This window comes from Burkholderia sp. S171 (assembly GCF_009766085.1).
Classification (GTDB): Bacteria; Pseudomonadota; Gammaproteobacteria; order Burkholderiales; family Burkholderiaceae; genus Caballeronia.
The window spans coordinates 55374-73996 of record NZ_LMUF01000041.1 but is presented as its reverse complement, the minus strand read 5'-3'; the positions used below and the strand labels follow the sequence as shown (position 1 = coordinate 73996).

General features: G+C 59.7%; 13 protein-coding genes. 12 read left to right on the top strand and 1 reads right to left on the bottom strand.

Going from position 1 to position 18623, the window contains the following annotated elements; all coding sequences use genetic code 11:
- Positions 1-90 precede the first annotated feature (90 nt).
- The 8 genes from dapB to GSQ93_RS22035 all read left to right on the top strand — a co-directional run bounded on the left by dapB (position 91) and on the right by GSQ93_RS22035 (position 8712).
- Positions 91-894 carry a 4-hydroxy-tetrahydrodipicolinate reductase gene (gene dapB, locus GSQ93_RS22070; RefSeq protein ID WP_158937773.1) on the top strand — a complete coding sequence of 268 codons (804 nt, stop codon included), beginning with the start codon at positions 91-93 and terminating at the stop codon, positions 892-894.
- Between the two features lie 56 nt (positions 895-950).
- Complete coding sequence (locus GSQ93_RS22065; protein WP_158937772.1) at positions 951-1655, top strand: MotA/TolQ/ExbB proton channel family protein; 705 nt, start codon at positions 951-953, stop codon at positions 1653-1655.
- A gap of 60 nt (positions 1656-1715) precedes the next feature.
- Positions 1716-2147 (top strand): biopolymer transporter ExbD, encoded by a 432-nt coding sequence (locus tag GSQ93_RS22060; RefSeq protein WP_158937771.1) that lies wholly within the window; start codon positions 1716-1718, stop codon positions 2145-2147.
- A 392-nt stretch (positions 2148-2539) separates the two neighbouring features.
- Positions 2540-5134 (top strand): leucine--tRNA ligase, encoded by a 2595-nt coding sequence (gene leuS, locus GSQ93_RS22055; RefSeq protein ID WP_158937770.1) that lies wholly within the window; start codon positions 2540-2542, stop codon positions 5132-5134.
- Between the two features lie 92 nt (positions 5135-5226).
- Positions 5227-5778: an LPS assembly lipoprotein LptE gene (gene lptE / locus GSQ93_RS22050; RefSeq protein ID WP_158937830.1), complete on the top strand. Its 552-nt coding sequence runs from the start codon at positions 5227-5229 to the stop codon at positions 5776-5778.
- Between the two features lie 23 nt (positions 5779-5801).
- Positions 5802-6914 (top strand): DNA polymerase III subunit delta, encoded by a 1113-nt coding sequence (gene holA, locus GSQ93_RS22045; protein WP_158937769.1) that lies wholly within the window; start codon positions 5802-5804, stop codon positions 6912-6914.
- Between the two features lie 84 nt (positions 6915-6998).
- Positions 6999-8276 carry a glutamate-5-semialdehyde dehydrogenase gene (locus tag GSQ93_RS22040; RefSeq protein ID WP_158937768.1) on the top strand — a complete coding sequence of 426 codons (1278 nt, stop codon included), beginning with the start codon at positions 6999-7001 and terminating at the stop codon, positions 8274-8276.
- A gap of 19 nt (positions 8277-8295) precedes the next feature.
- Complete coding sequence (locus GSQ93_RS22035; protein WP_158937767.1) at positions 8296-8712, top strand: CopD family protein; 417 nt, start codon at positions 8296-8298, stop codon at positions 8710-8712.
- A 106-nt stretch (positions 8713-8818) separates the two neighbouring features.
- On the opposite strand, the gene GSQ93_RS22030 is transcribed toward GSQ93_RS22035, so the two are convergent.
- On the bottom strand, positions 8819-9595 hold the full coding sequence (locus GSQ93_RS22030) for a copper homeostasis protein CutC (RefSeq protein ID WP_158937766.1): 777 nt from the start codon (positions 9593-9595) through the stop codon (positions 8819-8821).
- A gap of 621 nt (positions 9596-10216) precedes the next feature.
- Here GSQ93_RS22030 and GSQ93_RS22025 point away from each other — a divergent pair.
- The 4 genes from GSQ93_RS22025 to GSQ93_RS22010 form a co-directional block, all read left to right on the top strand.
- Positions 10217-12523 (top strand): type I secretion system permease/ATPase, encoded by a 2307-nt coding sequence (locus tag GSQ93_RS22025; RefSeq protein WP_254073991.1) that lies wholly within the window; start codon positions 10217-10219, stop codon positions 12521-12523.
- Complete coding sequence (locus GSQ93_RS22020; protein WP_254073990.1) at positions 12520-13797, top strand: HlyD family type I secretion periplasmic adaptor subunit; 1278 nt, start codon at positions 12520-12522, stop codon at positions 13795-13797. The genes GSQ93_RS22025 and GSQ93_RS22020 overlap by 4 nt, the downstream gene beginning before the upstream one ends.
- A gap of 5 nt (positions 13798-13802) precedes the next feature.
- Positions 13803-16028, top strand: coding sequence for a TolC family protein (locus GSQ93_RS22015; protein WP_158937765.1), 2226 nt, complete (start codon positions 13803-13805; stop codon positions 16026-16028).
- A gap of 648 nt (positions 16029-16676) precedes the next feature.
- On the top strand, positions 16677-18623 hold a 1947-nt coding region (locus tag GSQ93_RS22010), incomplete at its 3' end, for an ESPR-type extended signal peptide-containing protein (protein WP_301952078.1).

Below are 18623 nucleotides of genomic sequence, written 5' to 3'. Positions count from 1 at the left end.
CCTGTCCTGTTCGGGCGGCCGCGCGCCAAGCGGCCGCCGTATTGCTTCCCTGCTTCTGACTTCGTAGCTCCAACTCACGCGAGACACGCCATGAAAATCGCCATCGCCGGCGCATCGGGCCGCATGGGCCGCATGCTCATAGAAACTGTTCTCAAGGACGCCAACGCCACGCTGGCTGGTGCGCTCGACAAAACCGGATCGACGCAACTTGGTCAGGATGCAGGCGCGTTCCTCGGCCAGGAAACGGGCGTTTTGCTGACGGATAATATCGAGCAGGTTTTCGCCAACGCGGACCTGCTGATCGACTTCACGCGTCCCGAAGGCACGCTCGTGCATCTGGAAGCGGCGTTGCGGCATAACGTGAAGATGGTCGTCGGGACCACGGGTTTCGACGATGAACAAAAAGCCCGGTTGCGCGCGGCGGGTGAAACAATCGGCATCGTGTTTGCGCCGAACATGAGCGTCGGCGTGAACGTGACGCTCAAGCTGCTCGAGTTCGCCGCACGGCATTTCGCCGAAGGCTACGACATCGAGATTATTGAGGCGCATCACCGGCACAAGGTCGACGCGCCGTCGGGCACCGCGCTTGCGATGGGTGAAACCATCGCCCATGCGCTCGGCCGTGAGCTGAAAGATTGCGCGGTGTACGGCCGCGAAGGCGTGACGGGCGAACGCGATCCGTCCACCATCGGTTTCGCGGCGATTCGCGGCGGCGACATCGTCGGCGATCACACTGTGTTGTTCGCCGGCATTGGCGAGCGAATCGAGATCACGCACAAGTCGGCTAACCGGCTGTCTTACGCGCAAGGCTCGTTGCGTGCCGCGCACTTTCTCGCGGGCCACGAACGCGGTTTCTTCGACATGCAGGACGTGCTCGGTTTGCGCTTAGCCTAAGCCTGAGCTCGATCTTGAGCCTGATTTGAGCCACCCAAACCCGGGGTTTCCTTCCGATGGCTACAACCGGCATCATCCATTACTTGCAGAGCAGCGACGGCATCACGCATGGCGTCGCGGGCGTGCTTCTGGCCATGTCGGTGGCGAGCTGGTGTTTTCTGATCGTGAAGGCGTGGGTGCTGGTGCGCGCGAAGCGTCAGGGACCGCGCGCCGTGCAGCGTTTCTGGCAGGCGCCGACGCTGGCCGAAGGCATCGCGGAGCTGCGCAAAGCTGATAAGGAACGCGTGTATTTGCCGCTAGCGATCGCTGCGTGGCGGGCGTCGGAGGCGGAAATGCCCGGCGCGTTGATTGCGCATGTGGAGCCCGGCGAGCGTGTATTGCGTGCGTTGCGGCATGCATTGCTCGCGTCGCAACGGCGGCTTGAATTCGGGCAGGTTTTGCTGGCATCGGTGGGGAGCACGGCGCCGTTTGTTGGTTTGCTGGGCACCGTGTGGGGCATTTATCACGCGCTCGGCAGCATTGCCGCGAGCGGGCAGGCGATGATCGAGAACGTGGCGGGGCCGGTTGGCGAGGCGCTGATCATGACGGCGTTCGGGCTGGTCGTCGCCATTCCGGCGGTGCTTGCGTACAACGTGCTGGGACGGATGGTGCGGCAGATCTCGGAAGAACTCGACGGTTTCGCCCACGACCTGCACGCCTACACGAACGGCGTGGCGCCACGCCGCGTCAAGAGCGCGCCCATTGAAGATCGCGTAGTTTAAGCATGCTTTAATCAAGGCACGAGCCGACCCTTCACACCCCCGCACCCGGACGAGCACATCATGGCATTCGGAGGACTGGACAAGAAATCGAACGGCGCTCCCATGGCCGAGATCAACATGACGCCGCTGATCGACGTCATGCTGGTCTTGCTGGTGATTTTCATCATCACGGCGCCGTTGTTCACGCACGCTATCCGTCTTGATTTGCCCAAGGTCGCGTCGCAAGTGGCGCGCGAAACGCCCGAGACCATCACGCTTTCCATCGACGATACAGGCAAGATCTACTGGAACGACACGCCGATTACGCTCGATCAGATGCGCACCCAGTTCGTGGCTGAAGGCAAACGCGCAACGCCGCCGGAGATTCACCTGAGGGCATCGAGTGCGACGCGTTATGACGTGATCGCGCAGGTGATGGGCGCGGCTCAGGGCGCGGGGCTGAGCAAGATCGGCTTCGTGACCGATCAGGTCAAGCAGCCGGCGCATCCGTGACCCGTTCGGGCAACGCCGCCGAGACAGACCGGCGAGCGTACCGCTTCGCCGGGATAAAAGCCCCGGGACTCGCCTAAAGCCCTCGCATCGAGCGCGGCGCGCGTTCAGGCACGGCAGCAGTCCAGCGCAGCGGACACGCGTAGCGCCAGAACCTTCTGCCTCAACGGTATGCAACGGTATAATTGGCGCTTTGGCCGCGCGGGCGTGCCCACCGGGGTTGGAACGGCGCGAGGCAGCGGCCCGACAGCCGCGATCCCGGTAAGAGCCTGCAAAACCCTGTAAGACCCGGGCAAAACCGCAAACCGACGCCAGCCGAGTACTGCCGCAAGGCAACCTCGCCGCCAAGGCAGTACTGCCGCAACGCCGAAAGGCAAAACCGCCAAAACCACACCATGCAAGATAAATACGTACCCGCCGACGTCGAATCCGCAGCGCAAAGCGACTGGCGCGCGAAAGACGTCTACCGGTCGACCGAAGTCAGCGACAAGCCCAAGTTCTACTGCGTCTCCATGCTGCCGTACCCGTCGGGCAAGCTGCACATGGGGCACGTGCGTAACTACACCATCAACGACGTGATGTACCGGTTCCTGCGCATGAACGGTCATAACGTACTGATGCCCATGGGCTGGGACGCGTTCGGCATGCCCGCGGAAAACGCCGCGATGGCGAACAACGTGCCGCCGGCGAAGTGGACCTACGACAACATCGACTACATGAAGAAGCAGATGCAGTCGATGGGGCTGGCTATCGACTGGTCGCGGGAAATTGCGTCGTGCAAACCCGAGTACTACAAATGGAACCAGTGGCTGTTCCTGAAGATGCTGGAAAAGGGCATCGCGTATAAAAAGACCGGGACGGTGAACTGGGACCCGGAAGATCAGACGGTGCTCGCCAACGAGCAGGTGATCGACGGGCGCGGCTGGCGGTCGGGCGCGCTGGTGGAAAAGCGCGAAATCCCGATGTACTACATGCGCATCACGGATTATGCGGATCAGTTGCTCGGCGACCTGGAAGGCCTCGGCTGGCCCGAGCGCGTGAAGGTCATGCAGCAGAACTGGATCGGCAAGAGCTTCGGCGTGAATTTCGGCTTCCCGTACGAGATCGACGGCGAAAGCAAATTGCTGCGCGTGTTCACCACGCGCGCCGACACCATCATGGGCGTGACCTTCGCTGCCGTTGCTGCGGAACATCCGCTGGCAACCCGCCTTGCTCGCGATAACGCTGCTTTGCAAGCGTTCATCGAAGAATGCAAACGCGGCGGCGTGGCTGAAGCCGACGTCGCGACGATGGAAAAGAAGGGCATGCCCACGGGCTTTTTCGTCACGCATCCGCTGACGCAGGAAAAGGTCGAAGTGTGGATTGGCAACTACGTGCTGATGAGCTACGGCGAAGGCGCGGTAATGGGCGTGCCCGCGCACGATGAACGCGACTTCGCGTTCGCCAAGAAATATGCGCTGCCGATCAAGCAGGTGGTCGGGGTTGAAGGCAAGACCTACAGCACGGACGAATGGCAAGAGTGGTACGGCGAGAAGGGTACGGGCACGCTGATCAACAGCGGCAAGTACGACGGCCTCAATTTCGAAGAAGCGACCACGGCAATCGCGGCTGACCTGAAGGCGCAGAACCTCGGCGATAAAAAAATCACGTGGCGTCTGCGCGATTGGGGTATTTCCCGCCAGCGCTATTGGGGCACGCCGATCCCGATCATCCACTGCGAAACCTGCGGCGACGTGCCGGTGCCGGAAGCCGACCTGCCGGTCGTGTTGCCGGAAGACCTGGTGCCGGACGGCACGGGTAATCCGCTCGCGAAGTCCGAAGCGTTCGTGAATTGCACGTGCCCGAAGTGCGGCGCGCCGGCCAAGCGCGAAACGGACACCATGGACACGTTCGTCGATTCAGCCTGGTATTTCTCGCGTTATGCCGCGCCCGACGCGACGTCGATGGTCGACGAACGCACCGATTACTGGATGCCGATGGACCAGTACATCGGCGGGATCGAGCATGCGATTCTTCACCTCTTGTATTCGCGCTTCTGGACCAAGGTCATGCGCGACCTGGGTTTGGTCAAGTTCGGCGAGCCGGCGAAGAACCTGCTCACGCAGGGCATGGTGCTGAACGAAACCTACTTCCGCGAAGATTCGGCGGGCAAGAAGACGTGGATCAACCCGGCCGACGTGACCGTCACTCACGACGATAAAGGCCGCCCGGTCGGCGCGGTGCTGAACGCCGACGGCAAGCCGGTGGTGATTGGCGGCGTGGAGAAGATGTCGAAGTCGAAGAACAACGGTGTTGATCCGCAATTGCTGATCGATGCCTACGGGGCGGACACCGCGCGTCTCTTCGTGATGTTCGCGGCACCGCCCGAGCAGTCGCTCGAGTGGTCGGGCACGGGCGTGGAAGGCGCGAGCCGCTTCTTGCGTCGTGTGTGGCAACTCGCGCATGGCCGTGCCGCTGTCCTTAAAACGCATGCGAAGCTCGATGCATCGAAGTTCAACGACTCCGATCGCACGCTGCGCCGCGAGATCTACACCATCTTGAAGCAGGCCGATTTCGACTACGGCCGCTTGCAGTACAACACGGTGGTATCGGCGGCCATGAAGATGCTGAATGCCGTGGATAGCGCGAAGGACGCAACGCCCGCTGTTCTCAACGAGACCTTCGGTGTGCTGCTGCGCGTTCTGTACCCGGTCGTGCCGCACATCACGTTCCAGTTGTGGCAGGAACTCGGTTACGCCGATCTGCACGGTGGTTTGCTCGACGCGTCCTGGCCGAAAGTGGACGAAGCCGCGCTCGAACAGGCCGAGATCGAACTCGTGCTCCAGGTCAACGGCAAGGTGCGTGGCTCGCTGACCATGGCGAAGGATGCATCGCGCGAGGACATCGAAAAGGCGGCGGTCGCGCATGAGATGTTCGAGAAGTTTTCGGAAGGGCGCGCGCCGAAGAAGGTCGTCGTGGTGCCGGGCCGACTGGTGAACGTAGTCGTATGAGCCGGGGATCGCGCGCCATGAAAATCCTGGAGGACGTTGTGAGCAGGAAAGCTGTCAGCTTGAGTTCGACCAATACGAAGACGAAGCGCGCGATCAGCCGGCGCTCGGTCCTGACGCTGGCGTGCAGCGCGGTGCTGCTGTCGGCATGCGGTTTCCAGTTGCGCGGGCAGCAGGACTATGCGTTCAAGCGGCTCGCCATTAACGGCGGCACGCCGGAGATGCTTGGACGCCTCCAGCGTGTAGTGGAAGGCGGCAGCGACACCGTGATCGTCAAGGCGTCTGAAAAGCCCGACGCTATTCTCTCGCTGAGCGGCGGCAACGGCATGAAGACGCTGAGTCTGAACGCGCAAGGTGTCGTGCAGGAGTACGAACTCGACTACAACCTGAATTACTCGATGGTGGGCGCCGACGGTACCTTGCTGATTCCGCCGAGCGTGATTTCGCTGAACCGCGCGTTGACGTATAGCGATCAGTTCACGCTGGCGAAGGGTATTGAAGCGCAGACGCTGTATCGCGACATGCAGTTCGACGCTGTGGACCAGTTGACGCGCCGGCTTGCCGTCGTACGTTCGCTGCATCCGGCGCCGAGCGAGGCGTTACCGGGCATCGCGCCGCGTGCGCCGTTGCCTGTGCCGCCGCTGTAAGCGCCGGGACGCCGCCAAACACCATGCAACTTCGACTCGACGCGCTCGACGCGCACCTCGCGAAAGGGCTGAAAGGCTTGTACGTTGTCTATGGCGACGAGCATCTGCTCGCGCAGGAAGCATGCGACAAGATTCGCGCGAGCGCCCGGGCGCAGGGTTTCACGGATCGCTCGGTGTTCGTGGTCGATCGTTACTTCGACTGGAGTTCACTGCTGGGCGCGAGCCAGTCGATGTCGCTCTTCGGCGACCGCCAACTGGTCGAGTTGCGCATTCCCACCGGCAAGCCCGGCAAGGAAGGGGGCGAGGCGCTGAAAACCCTCGCCGCCGATAACCCCGACGTCCTCACGCTCATCACCTTGCCGCGGCTCGACGCAGCCACGCAGAAGTCCGCGTGGTTCACGGCGCTGAGCGGCCCGGGCGTGATGATGAAGATTGATCCGGTTGAACGCGCCCAGTTGCCTATGTGGATCGGCCAGCGTCTGACGTTGCAAAACCAGCGCGTCGCACCGGGCGAAGACGGGCGGCGGGCGCTGGTGTTTATCGCGGAACGGGTGGAAGGCAATTTGCTCGCGGCGCATCAGGAAATCCTGAAGCTGGGTTTGCTTTATCCGGCGGGCGTGCTCAGCTTCGAACAGATCCATGAAGCCGTGATGAACGTCGCGCGATATGACGTCTTCAAGCTCAATGAAGCCATGTTGACCGGCGATGTAGGACGGTTGGCGCGCATGCTCGATGGCTTGAAAGGCGAAGGCGAAGCCGGAACGCTGGTGATCTGGGCGCTGGTCGAAGAAATACGCACGCTGCTGCGGATGAAACGCGGTGTCGCGGCGGGCAAGCCGCTTGCCACACTGCTGCGCGAGAACCGCGTCTGGGGGCCGCGCGAACGGCTGATCGGCCCTGCCCTTACGCGCGTGACGGAAGCGGCGCTGGAGAAGGCTCTGTCGCTGGCGGCGAAGCTGGATCGGCAGGTGAAGGGCTTGTCGGGTGGCACTGGCCCGCGAGGCAGCGCGAACTCAGGCGATCCGCCGCCCGATCCGTGGGACGGCATGTTCGAACTGGCGATGACCGTCGCGTCGTCGGGCAGTCCGCTGCAGCGCAACACGCCAGCAACGGCGTCGGCGAAGCGCCCAGTCTGACAACAGCATAAAATCGACGTTCTTCGGTGACGAAAGCCGAAACCCGCTCCACATCGAGCGTCGAACAAACCCAAGAGAATGACGATGACCGACATCGACGACTATATGACCGACCTTGGCCGCCGTGCGCGCCGGGCTTCACGCGCCATGGCGCGTGCATCGACGGCGGCGAAGAACGCCGCGCTCGACGCGGTCGCAAACGCGATTGAACGCGAGCGTGCCGCGCTGAAGGACGCGAACGCGCGAGATCTCGCCCGCGCTCGCGACAAAGGTTACGACGCGGCGTTCATCGACCGCCTGACGCTCTCCGATAAAGCCATGAACACGATGATCGAAGGCCTGCGGCAAGTGGCCGGGCTGGCTGATCCTATCGGTGAAATCAGTGGTCTCAAGTATCGTCCGAGCGGGATCCAGGTCGGTCAGATGCGCGTGCCGTTGGGCGTGATCGGGATCATTTACGAATCGCGGCCGAATGTGACTATCGATGCCGCCGCGCTGTGTCTCAAATCGGGCAATGCCACCATTCTGCGCGGCGGTTCCGAGGCGCTGGAATGCAACACGGTGTTGGCGAAATTGATTGGCGAGGGGCTGGAAACGGCCGGCTTGCCGCAAGACGCGGTGCAGGTTGTGTCGACGGCGGATCGCGCGGCCGTGGGCAAGCTGATCACCATGACCGAATACGTCGATGTCATCGTGCCGCGCGGCGGCAAGGGCCTCATCGCACGGCTCATGGAAGAGGCACGCGTGCCGATGATCAAACACCTCGACGGCATCTGCCACGTCTACGTGGACGATCGCGCCAATATGGCGAAGGCGCTCAACGTCTGCGATAACGCCAAGACGCACCGGTACGGCACCTGCAACACCATGGAAACGCTGCTGGTCGCTCGAAGCATTGCGTCGGAAGCGCTGCCCGTGCTGGCGAAGGCATTCCACGCGAAGGACGTGGAGTTGCGCGTGGACGCAGCCGCGCGTGCTGTCCTTGAAAAGGCAAACTTCGACGGCCCGCTCGTTGACGCGACCGAAGCCGACTGGAGTACGGAGTATCTCGCGCCCATTCTGTCGATCAAGCTGGTGAACGACCTCGACGAAGCGATCGACCACATCAACACGTATAGCTCGAATCACACCGACGCCATTGTCACCGAGGACCACGACCGCGCCATGCGTTTCCTGCGCGAAGTGGATTCGGCCAGCGTGATGGTCAATGCATCCACCCGTTTCGCCGATGGTTTCGAATTCGGCCTCGGCGCTGAAATTGGTATTTCGAACGACAAGCTGCACGCACGCGGTCCGGTCGGACTGGACGGTTTGACATCGCTGAAATACGTGGTCTTAGGTCACGGCGAAGTACGAACATAACGGCGAGAAAACACCTCCGATGCTCTGGATCAAATCGCTGCATATAGTATTAGTGGCCTCGTGGTTTGCGGGCCTGTTCTACCTCCCGCGCATTTTCGTCAACCTCGCGATGGAAACCGAGCCGGCCGCCATCGCCCGCTTGTTGACGATGGCGCGCAAGTTGTTCCGCTTCATGACGTTTATCGCGGTGCCGGCACTCGCCTGCGGTTTGTGGCTCTTGCTGGTGGTCGGGATTGGCCAGGGTCAGGGCTGGATGCATGCGAAGCTGGGTATCGTGGTCCTGATCATCATTTACCACGCGTATTGCGGCGTCTTGCTGCGGACGTTCGCGCGCGGTGAGAACAAGCGCTCGGACAAGTGGTACCGCATGTTTAATGAACTGCCCGTGCTCGGGCTGCTTGGCGCAACGCTGCTGGTCGTAGTCAAGCCGTTCTAAGCAACGCAAGCCTGTTGCAGTAAAAGAAACGCCGGCCGCACGTGTCGGCGTTTTTGCGTCTGAAAGTCGTTCGACATAACCGCTCGTAGCGGAGGCACTTGCGTTGTTAGCCGATGCGGCGCGCGTCGTCCAAGCCGCCATTCATCTCCGCGATGATCTGTTTCACCAGGTCAGCCGAGGTCTCCACGATCGCGTATTCATCCTGCCCCGGGCCGCCCATTTTTACGCGTTCATTGCGATACCGCATGCCGCTCGCAAAAGGCGTGCGGCCGGACGTGTGAAATTCGATGCAGCCCGTTTCAGCGACCAGCCGTGCGATGTTGTTCAACCGTACGCCTGCACCGGGCATGACGACCAGCCGCTCGCCTGCTGCCTCACGCAGCCGGCTGATCAATGCGGCGCCTTCTGGTGCGCTAGCTTCCTGGCCGGAGGTGAGGAGGCGATTGCAGCCCGCCTTAATAACCTCCTCCAGCGCTTTAAACGGATCACGCGCGACGTCAAACGCGCGGTGGAAGGTCACCGGCAGGGGCGTGGCCAGTTCAACGAGCGCTTTGGTGCGGACCACGTCGATATCGCCGTCAGCGGTCAGTAGTCCTATTACTACGCCGTCCACGCCGAGTTTTTTGCACGCGACGATATCCCGTTCCATCACTTCAAATTCGACATCGGAATATAGAAAGTCGCCACTACGCGGGCGGATGATCACGTTCAACTGAATCCGCAGCTTTTCCCTCGCGCTAGCGATCGCGCCATAAGAAGGCGTGGTTCCACCTTCGAGCAGGTTGTCGCAGAATTCCACGCGCGACGCACCGCCTTCTTGGGCCGCGAGACACGAAGTAACAGAACCGGCACAGATTTCCAGCAGAAGAGAGGGCACAGACATGGAGAGGTTTTCCTGGTTATGCGCAGCGTTGCAGCTTAAAGCATGCTCGACCGTATTTCAGCTTGCGTTCAAGTCATTCGCACGCGGCGAAACATAACGTTTAGATCAGTCGCATTCCGTGCTCAACGAATCGCCGGTTCCCGGTCTGTTCCGAGCAGCGTTAGGGTCGCTATAAAGCGGTTCTGATCCGCTGCAGTATCTTGCAATTGCCGAAACTCCGGCTTCCAGCGCGGGCGTTGTCGCGTCTGGTTTCTGCTCCTCAACCCCCGCCGTTGCTCACGCTCCGCTGCATCAGCTTCCGGTTCTGCTTCAAAAAACCACCTCACTTCCCACTATCCGGCATCCGTTTAATTAGGACGTTTCTCATGGTTGTCCGAGGCCTCGACGCCGAGAATCAACTCATCGCATTAAGTCAGTGCGCAGAGCAGCAATTACGGATTCCTTTCCCTGTTTGTATTTAAGACGTTTCCGATTTTCCGCGTCCTAGCCCGTGCAGATAATGCACCCGCTGAAATAAATGCATCCCGCGATGAATCTTTTCGCGTCGTCCAGAGCGACGTACCCACCCCGGCCGGTTCGGAGGCTTATGCCTCCCCACCGGACGCTCAAAAGTCAAATGCCATGAAAAATGAAGTACCGGGCGCGATAACGCCCATGCAACCGGACGGCGGCGAGGAAAAATTTACACTCACCACGAAGGTTGACGACACCCTGCTGCAAAGCCTCGTATGGATGGCGGCCTATCACGGCAAGCCCACCAGCGAAGCGGCCATGTTGTCAGGACTCCCCGCTGGACGATTCATTTCGCCGAAGCAAGCACAACTCGCCATGGAGCAGTCCGGCTTCTCGGTGGGTGTCATCGAACGTCAGCCGCATGAAGTTTCGCCCATGCTGTTACCCGTCGTGTTGTTCCGCAAGGATCACGGTGGTTGCGTATTGATCGGCCGTTCGCCGACCGACGTCAAGCTCATCAAGCCAGCTTCGGAAATGAAGGAGGGCGAGCAGCCGCAAGACCAGATGGAAGCCGCGTACCTCGTGGTGCTGCCGGAAGCGGGCTCGAAAGTCGTTGCTATCGGCGTGAGCCAACTGAAGGCGAACTACTCCGGCTTTGCGATGCTCATAAAGCCAGTCGGACGCGTCGACACGCGCGCCGGCAAGCCGGCGCCGAAGGAAAACGGTCACTGGCTGCTGAGCACATTGTGGCGGTATCGCCGTTATTACTGGAGCGCTGCGCTCGGCGCTCTGCTGATCAACGTGCTTGCGCTGGCCGGTACGTTCTTCACCATGAACGTCTATGACCGTGTCGTGCCCAACCAGGCCTTCGTGACTTTGTGGTCGTTGGCGATTGGTGTGGCGATTGCCATGTTGTTCGAGTTCATCTCGCGAAATGTTCGAGCGCACGTGCTGGATGTCGCCGGCAAAAAAGCCGACTTGATCATGGGCGCGATGCTCTTCAAGCAGGCACTGTCCATCCGGATGGAACACAAGCCGGCGTCGTCGGGATCGTTTGCCAATCAGTTGCGGGAGTTCGAATCGGTACGCGATTTCGTGGCGTCCGCGACGCTCGCAACCATCTCCGACTTGCCGTTCACGTTCCTGTATATCGCGGTGATCTTCATGATTGCCGGCCCGCTTGGCTTCATTCCGCTGGCGCTGATTCCGGTGATCATTGGTGTGAGCTTGTTCATTCAGTGGCCGCTCAAGAAGACCATGAAGGAAAACCTGCGCGAATCTTCGCTGAAGCAAGGTGTCCTGATTGAAACCGTAGAAGGTATTGAAACGCTCAAGGCAACGGGCGGCGAACGTTACATGCAGGAACGCTGGGAACTGTTTTCCGCGAAAGCGTCCGATACCTCGATGAAGTCTAAGCGCCTTTCAGCGCTCGCCACCAACTTCGTTTCGTGGATCACGCAGTTCGAGACCGTGATGATCGTGGTCGCCGGCGTGTACCTGATTGCCGATGGCAAGCTCACCCAGGGCGCATTGATTGGTTCCGTGATTCTGGCAAGCCGTGCGCTGGCCCCGCTTGCTCAAGTGACCGGTCTGGCTGTGCGTTTCCAGCAGTCCAAGGCCGCGCTCGATTCGCTGAGCGGTTTGATGAAGAAGCCGGTCGAACGTGACCCCGAAGTGGATTACCTCGATGGCCCGGTTGTCACGGGTGCGATCGAACTGAAGGGCGTTGGTTTTCATTACCCGTCGCCGGGTGGCATGAAGCCGCCTGAGTTTCTCAAGAACATCAACATCAAGGTTCAGGCGGGCGAACGCATTGCCATTCTGGGTCGCGTGGGAAGTGGCAAGTCTTCGCTGCTGCGGGTGATGTCGAATCTTTATCGTCCGACGAGCGGCCAGGTGTTCAGCGACGGCATCGATCTCTCGCAAATCGATCCGTCCGACTGGCGCGCCTCAGTAGGTTACGTCGCTCAGGACAGCCGCTTGTTCTACGGCTCGCTGCGCCAGAACGTCATGATCGGCCGTCCCGAAGCATCGATTCACGAATTGCTGCGCGTTGCAAAGGTCACGGGAATCGACGCTCTCGCAGCGAGCAATCCGCAAGGCTGGAACATGCAGATCGGCGAAAACGGCGACGGCTTGTCCGGCGGCCAACGCCAGCTCGTGGCCCTTGCCCGATGTCTGCTTGCCCGTCCCAAGCTGCTGCTCATGGACGAACCGACCAGCGCGATGGATACACAAACCGAAGCCGCGTTCATCCGCGACCTGGCAACGGCAACCGTTGGCACGACGCTGATTGTCGTCACGCACAGGCCTTCGCTGTTGCAACTGGTGGATCGAATCATTGTCGTCGATGAAGGCAAAGTCGTTACCGACGGCCCCAAGGAAACCGTGCTTGCCGCGCTACGTACGCCGGCTGTCACACAAACGGCGCAGCCAGGCATTCAAGCGGCCGGCGCTACGAAGGAACAAGCATGAACTCACTCACTAAACTGGGCCGCTGGGTCCGAGGACTGACGCCGGCTGGCCGTCGCAAGAATGCTGAACCGCGCATGCATCCGGCGCACGCTGCCTACATGAACGATCTGCGCGAGTCGCAGCTTGCACAAACGATCCCCGGCACGCTGGTCGTGCTGTATCTGGTCGCGGCAATCCTCGTCTGCGGCGTTGTATGGGCGAAATTTGCCAAGGTCGAGGAAATCACGCAAGGGCAGGGCAAAGTCATTCCCGTCAGCCGCGAGCAGGTCATCCAGTCGCTGGAAGGCGGAATTCTCGCCGACATGCATGTGCGTGAAGGCGATGTGGTCGAAAAGGGGCAACTGTTGCTCAACATCGATCCGAAGCGGGCCGATTCGAACTATGCAGAAGGTCTGTCGAAGCTGATTGGCTTGCGTGGGAAAGTTGCTCGCTTGAAAGCTGAAGCGTTTCACACAGCGCTGGTATTTCCTCCGGACGTCCTGGCCGACAAAAGTGTCGTGCAAAGCGAAACCATGGCCTATACCGCACGCCGCCAGGCTTTGGACGACAGCGTGGCATCACTTCAGCATAGCTACACGCTCGCCATGGACGAGCTCAACATGACCGAGCCGCTGGCCGCGCGTGGACTTATTTCGGAAACCGAAGTGATTCGCATGAAGCGCAGCGCCAATGAACTTCAATCGCAGATCGTGGATCGCCGCAACAAGTATCAGGCCGACGCCAACGACGAACTCTCGCGACTCGAACTCGAACTCGCGCAGACGAAGGAAAACCTGGTTGGGCGCGCTGACGTATTGAAACGTACGACGCTGGTTGCACCGGTGAAAGGGACGGTCAAGGACATCAAGGTGACAACCGTTGGCGGCGTGATCCAGCCGGGTCAGCAAATCATGAGCATTGTTCCCTTCGCGGATCAGTTGATTGTTGAAGCGCGTATCAAGCCTTCCGATGTGGCGTTCCTCAAGCCGGGACTTCCGGCCATGGTGAAGATCTCCGCCTACGACTTCGGTATTTACGGTGGTCTGAAGGGACACGTTCTGAACGTGAGCCCGGACACCTTCGCCGACGACAAAGCAGCACCAGGAAAAGCCGATGCCATTTACTACCGCGTTGAAGTCCTGACCGAGAAGAGTGAGCTCACCGCCGCTGGCAAGCACCTTCCGATCATCCCGGGCATGACCGGCAACGTTGAGATTCGCACTGGCGAAAAGACCGTTCTGTCGTACTTGCTGAAACCGATTTTCAAGTCGCGTGAAGCGTTCCGCGAGAGATAAGCACCATGTCAAATTCAATCCATACCGCGCGGATAGATCGTCGCGAAGAGCAACTCATCAAAGATGTAGTCCGTCGCCGGCCGCTGTTTTCTGCATTCAGCGTGTTGGTGGGAACGGGAGCAGTAGCATTGTCGGCACTGCCGGCGCAGGCTCAGGCGAGATCCGCGCTTGACGACATGCAGTGGGCTCCGCAGCAGCACGCCCCGTTGACTCAGGCACCCGCCGTGGCGCAAGTCGCAAGAACCACGCTGGACGAAGCATCCAGCATGTCGAATGACTCCGTTCGAGCGATGTCGCCGCAGCCGGGCGCAGTCAGCAACCCGGTTTCGACCACGATGCCTTCTGTACCGAAAGCAGATACCGCGACCACGTCCACATCAGTAGCTTCCGCCCGGGCGCTTGCACAGAAACAGGTGGTAGCGTTCAATGCGGCGCCTCAGGGCCGCGTTCAGCCAGCGCCGCCGATGCCGCGTTCGCGAGGTTTCGCCGATGCAGGTTTGGTGCCGGAAGATAACTTGCAGCCGAGCTCGAATGACGCCAATGAGGCGCAAGCGGCTCAGCAAGCGGCTCAGCAGACGGCTTCGGTCGCACGCAACGTCGCCCCGGTTGCCGTCCCGGTTCGGAATGAGCCTGTGCCAGAGCTGCGTGCACCCGTGGCAGCGCCGGTCGCGGCGCCGTTGGGTCTCTCCACGTCGCCAATTCGTCCGGCACTCTCGATCAAGCGTGCGCCTGATATGCAAGCGGACATCATTTCGTTGCGTGGAAGTATTGCCTCAGGTACAGCGAACAAGTTCGACGGCAATGAGGTGTCTTCAATGCCGTCTGACCAGGCCGAGTCCTCGATCCGTCGCGGCGCACCTTCTGCGCGAACGGGCGATACAAATATCGCTGGCCCGCTTGCCAATGGCGCCAACGCACCGATGCAAAAGGGCCTGCGCAAGGGTCGCGGCGTTGAGGATAACTATGCCGACTGGCTGGACGACGGTCGCAGCACGAAAGCGGTTGCCGATACAGCCGTCGTGCCGGAGCAAGCTATCCGTGCCGCGTTGCGCAACGCGGCGGACGCTGCGGCGGCGCGCAGCCCTGCGCTGAAGCAGGCTCGCAATGACTGGGACGCGGCAAAGTTCGACGTCGACCAGGTGAAGGGCCAGCGTTATCCGCAGATCCAGGTCGGCGCGAATTCGCCTTCCATTACCGGCGATAGCGCGAGTTTCAACCAGTACAACCGCCCGACCGCCAGCGTCGCGATCACTACGTTGATCTACGACTTCGGCAAGACGAGCAAGAGTATCGACAGCCGTAAGAAAACAGCGCAAGCCGCGGAGTTCTACTTCCAGACATTGGCGCAGCAGAATGCGTACGAGACATCGAGCAGCCTGGTCGAACTGACCAAGAACCGTGCTGTATATGCAATTGGCGAGAACTACGTCAAGCGCATGTCGCAACTGGTGCAGATGCTGGATGAGATCGTCAAGATTGACCCAGGTCGCCTGAGCGAGCTGACGCAAGCGAAATCACGGCTGCTGCAGGCCCAGACGTCGCAGGAAATGGTCGCAGCGCAAGCTCGCACGCAGGAGATTGCGGTCCAGAAACTGGTGGGTGCGGAGCCTACGCCCATGCCCGCCGGCACGCACTGGCAGTTCATGCTCGATGGTGTTGATTCGTCGGTCGCGGCTGTCGCACAGAATCCGGCAATCGCCCAGGCCGATGCCGAGGCCGCCGCAGCGAAGCTGAGTGCGCAGTCGGTGCACGCGGATTCCTTGCCCAAACTGAATTGGGTAATCAACAAGAACACGGCGCCGGATGTGTTCGGCAATCGGCAGCCGTGGTCGACCATGCTGCAACTAAGCTGGACGCCGTTTCAGGGCGGTAGTCAGCGCGCGGCTGAGCGTGCTGCGCTTTCTCGCGCATCGTCTAGCCTGGACAAACGGGACCAACTGGCGCTCGACTCGGAATTCAAGGTGCGTGACGCTTATCACGACGCTCTGGCCATGAGCACGCGCGCCAAACTGTACGAGCAGCAGTCGACGGAATCGGATCTGATCCGGAAGCAGTTTTTTGAGCAGTGGTACCACTTGAACCGCCGGACGTTGCTGGATGTGTTATCGGCTGAAAGCGATTTCTATAACAACCAGGTCAGCGCAACGGCAACCCAGTTTGATGCCTATCAGGCAGTTCTTAAAATTCATCTTAATAATGGTACGTTGAATCAGTGGTTGCAGGAGTCTTGACAAGAACCACTTTCGAATAGGTGTATGAAAGCTTGTTCCGGTGTTGAAGTGCAGCGCTGTATTTTAAGATATCGATTATAGAAAGCCATTGGTGCCTAGCGCACCAATGGCTTTTTTCATATAAACGGGCGTGTTATAGAAAGAAGCTGTCTCAAATAAAATTCTAAAAAAATAAAGCAAGCTCATTTTTGTAGTTATTTGTCGCATGCGCACTGGGTAACGGGTTGTTTCGATGCAACGGTTTAATTTTATAAGACTAATCCTAGTATCTCGATAATATCGGAAAATCGACCCGACATAATGAGTGAAGTCTTTGCCAGCAAAGCTTTGGCGGCTTTGGCTATGTCGAAATGAGAGCTCGTTACACGATCTTTTAATTTAGAAACACCTGATTTTGTTTTGCGCCACGCAAATTAGGAGTTTTCGCATTAAGCGGCTCGCCTTCCAAACCTATAGTTCGTTTGCGGTCACAAAAACCGGGCCTGAGTTGCTACCCGGTCTCAGTGCTTCAGTGCGAAATCTCTGAAAGGCAATGAACGTCAAGCGTTAAGCGGAAGCCCTTAAAACGGATTGCATCTCATAAATAGATCGATCCCTGTCTCTGCCGAGCCGCAAGGCGATTTTCTTATTTTTGTAAAGGTACATAGCATGAACAAGTCATACAAATCGGTTTGGAATGAGTCGACGGGATCATGGGTCGCTGTTTCAGAACTAGCAACGGGTCGCAGCAAGAGCAAGCGTGCGAAGACGGCAATCTCGAAGGCAATCCTGACGCAAATCGCTATTGGCGGCATGAGCCTGGCAGGCGCTTCGGTCGCGATGGCTGATCCCATGACGCCGGGTACGGTCAATGTGGCTGGCGGTGTTGCGATCGGCACGGACTCGGAAGTCGATGTAGATCCGGCTAACGCCAGCAAGACGGGTGGCGTCGCTATTGGCGACTCGTCGTACGCTATTGGCTCCGGTGTTGCAGTCGGCCAAAACAGCTCGGCGAGTTCAGATAGCCTGGCATTCGGCGCGAACGCGGCTGCGGGCAACGGCGGCACGGCAATCGGGGCTAATTCAGCTGCCTACAACACCGGTGCAGTGGCCTTGGGTCAAGGCGCTTCCGCAGGTGGCGCAAATTCCTTGGCGCTTGGCACGAACAGCGTCGCAACGGGCTCGGGCTCGGTCGCGCTGGGTCTGGGATCAGTCGCAACGGACGTGAATACGGTTTCAGTCGGTAACACAACAACGCAACGCAAGATCGTGAACCTGGCAGCAGGCGCGGCAGCAACGGATGCAGTGAACGTTGGCCAGTTGACGGCAGCAGGCTTGAACATCGACACAACGGGTAAAGCCACGAATTCGTTCGTAGCGTACACCGGCACGACCAAGGATCTGGTCACGCTGGGCGGTACGGCAGGCACGAAGCTCTCGAACGTCAAGGCCGGCACGACTGCCATGGACGCAGTGAATCTGGCTCAGTTGACGGCAGCAGGCTTGAACGTCAATACGAGTGGCGTAGTTACCAATCCGCTCGTAACGTACGACGACACGGCGATGAACACGATCACGCTGAAGGGCTCTGCCGGCAGCACGAAGATCACCAAGCTGACCGCCGGTTCGCTAAGCGCAACCAGCACGGACGCAGTCAACGGTACGCAACTGTTCAACGCGGCATCGAGCGCAGCAGCGGCAATCGGCGGCGGTTCAACGCTCAATCCGGCTACGGGCACGATCAGCAAGCCGTCTATCTTGGTTAACGGCACGACGTACACGGACGTTGCAGCAGCAGTCACGGCAGCAGGCGCGGCAGCAACAACAGCACTGACCGGATCGACCAACGCAGTCCAGTACGACGACGCATCGCACGCAAAGGTGACGCTGGGCGGCACAGCTGCGACGAAAGCGGTCACGTTGTCGAACGTTGCAACAGGCGTAGCTAACACCGACGCAGTGAACGTTGCTCAGTTGACCGCTGGATTAAACACCGTGACTGACAGCACGAAGCAGCTCGCCAGTTCCATCAAGTACATTGGATTTGGTCCGAGTGTGGCGTCAGCTGCAAATGCAGGCAGTACCGATTCAATCGCTTTGGGCGGCAATTCGTTTGCTAGCTCTGACCGTGCGCTTGCCATTGGCTTGAACGCCCGTGCAGGCTTTGCGGACTCGGTAGCAATCGGTAGCTACTCCGTTGTCAGCGCTGCTAACACGGTATCTGTTGGCTCGGTCGGTTCAGAACGCCGCATCACGAACGTCGCTATTGGTACAAGTACAACGGACGCAGTGAACCTGGGTCAGGTAACGAAGATGCTGAGCGGCCTGACGCCGACTCAATCGCAGCAAGTGTTGAAGTCGGGTGTTGCGATGTCGATGTTAGGTGCTTCGGCACAAAACTGGACAGACGTGCTGGCAACGGGTGATACGAACAAGTTGGGACAGACGCAGGCGGTCGGTACGGACGCAATGGCGATTGGCCTCAACACGCACGCTACAGATGCGCAAGCCACGGCAATTGGTCAGAATGCGTACGCTACAGCGCAAGGCTCAGTCGCAGTCGGTAATGGTGCGATTTCGAACGGTATCAACGCAACGGCAATCGGCGTAAATGCT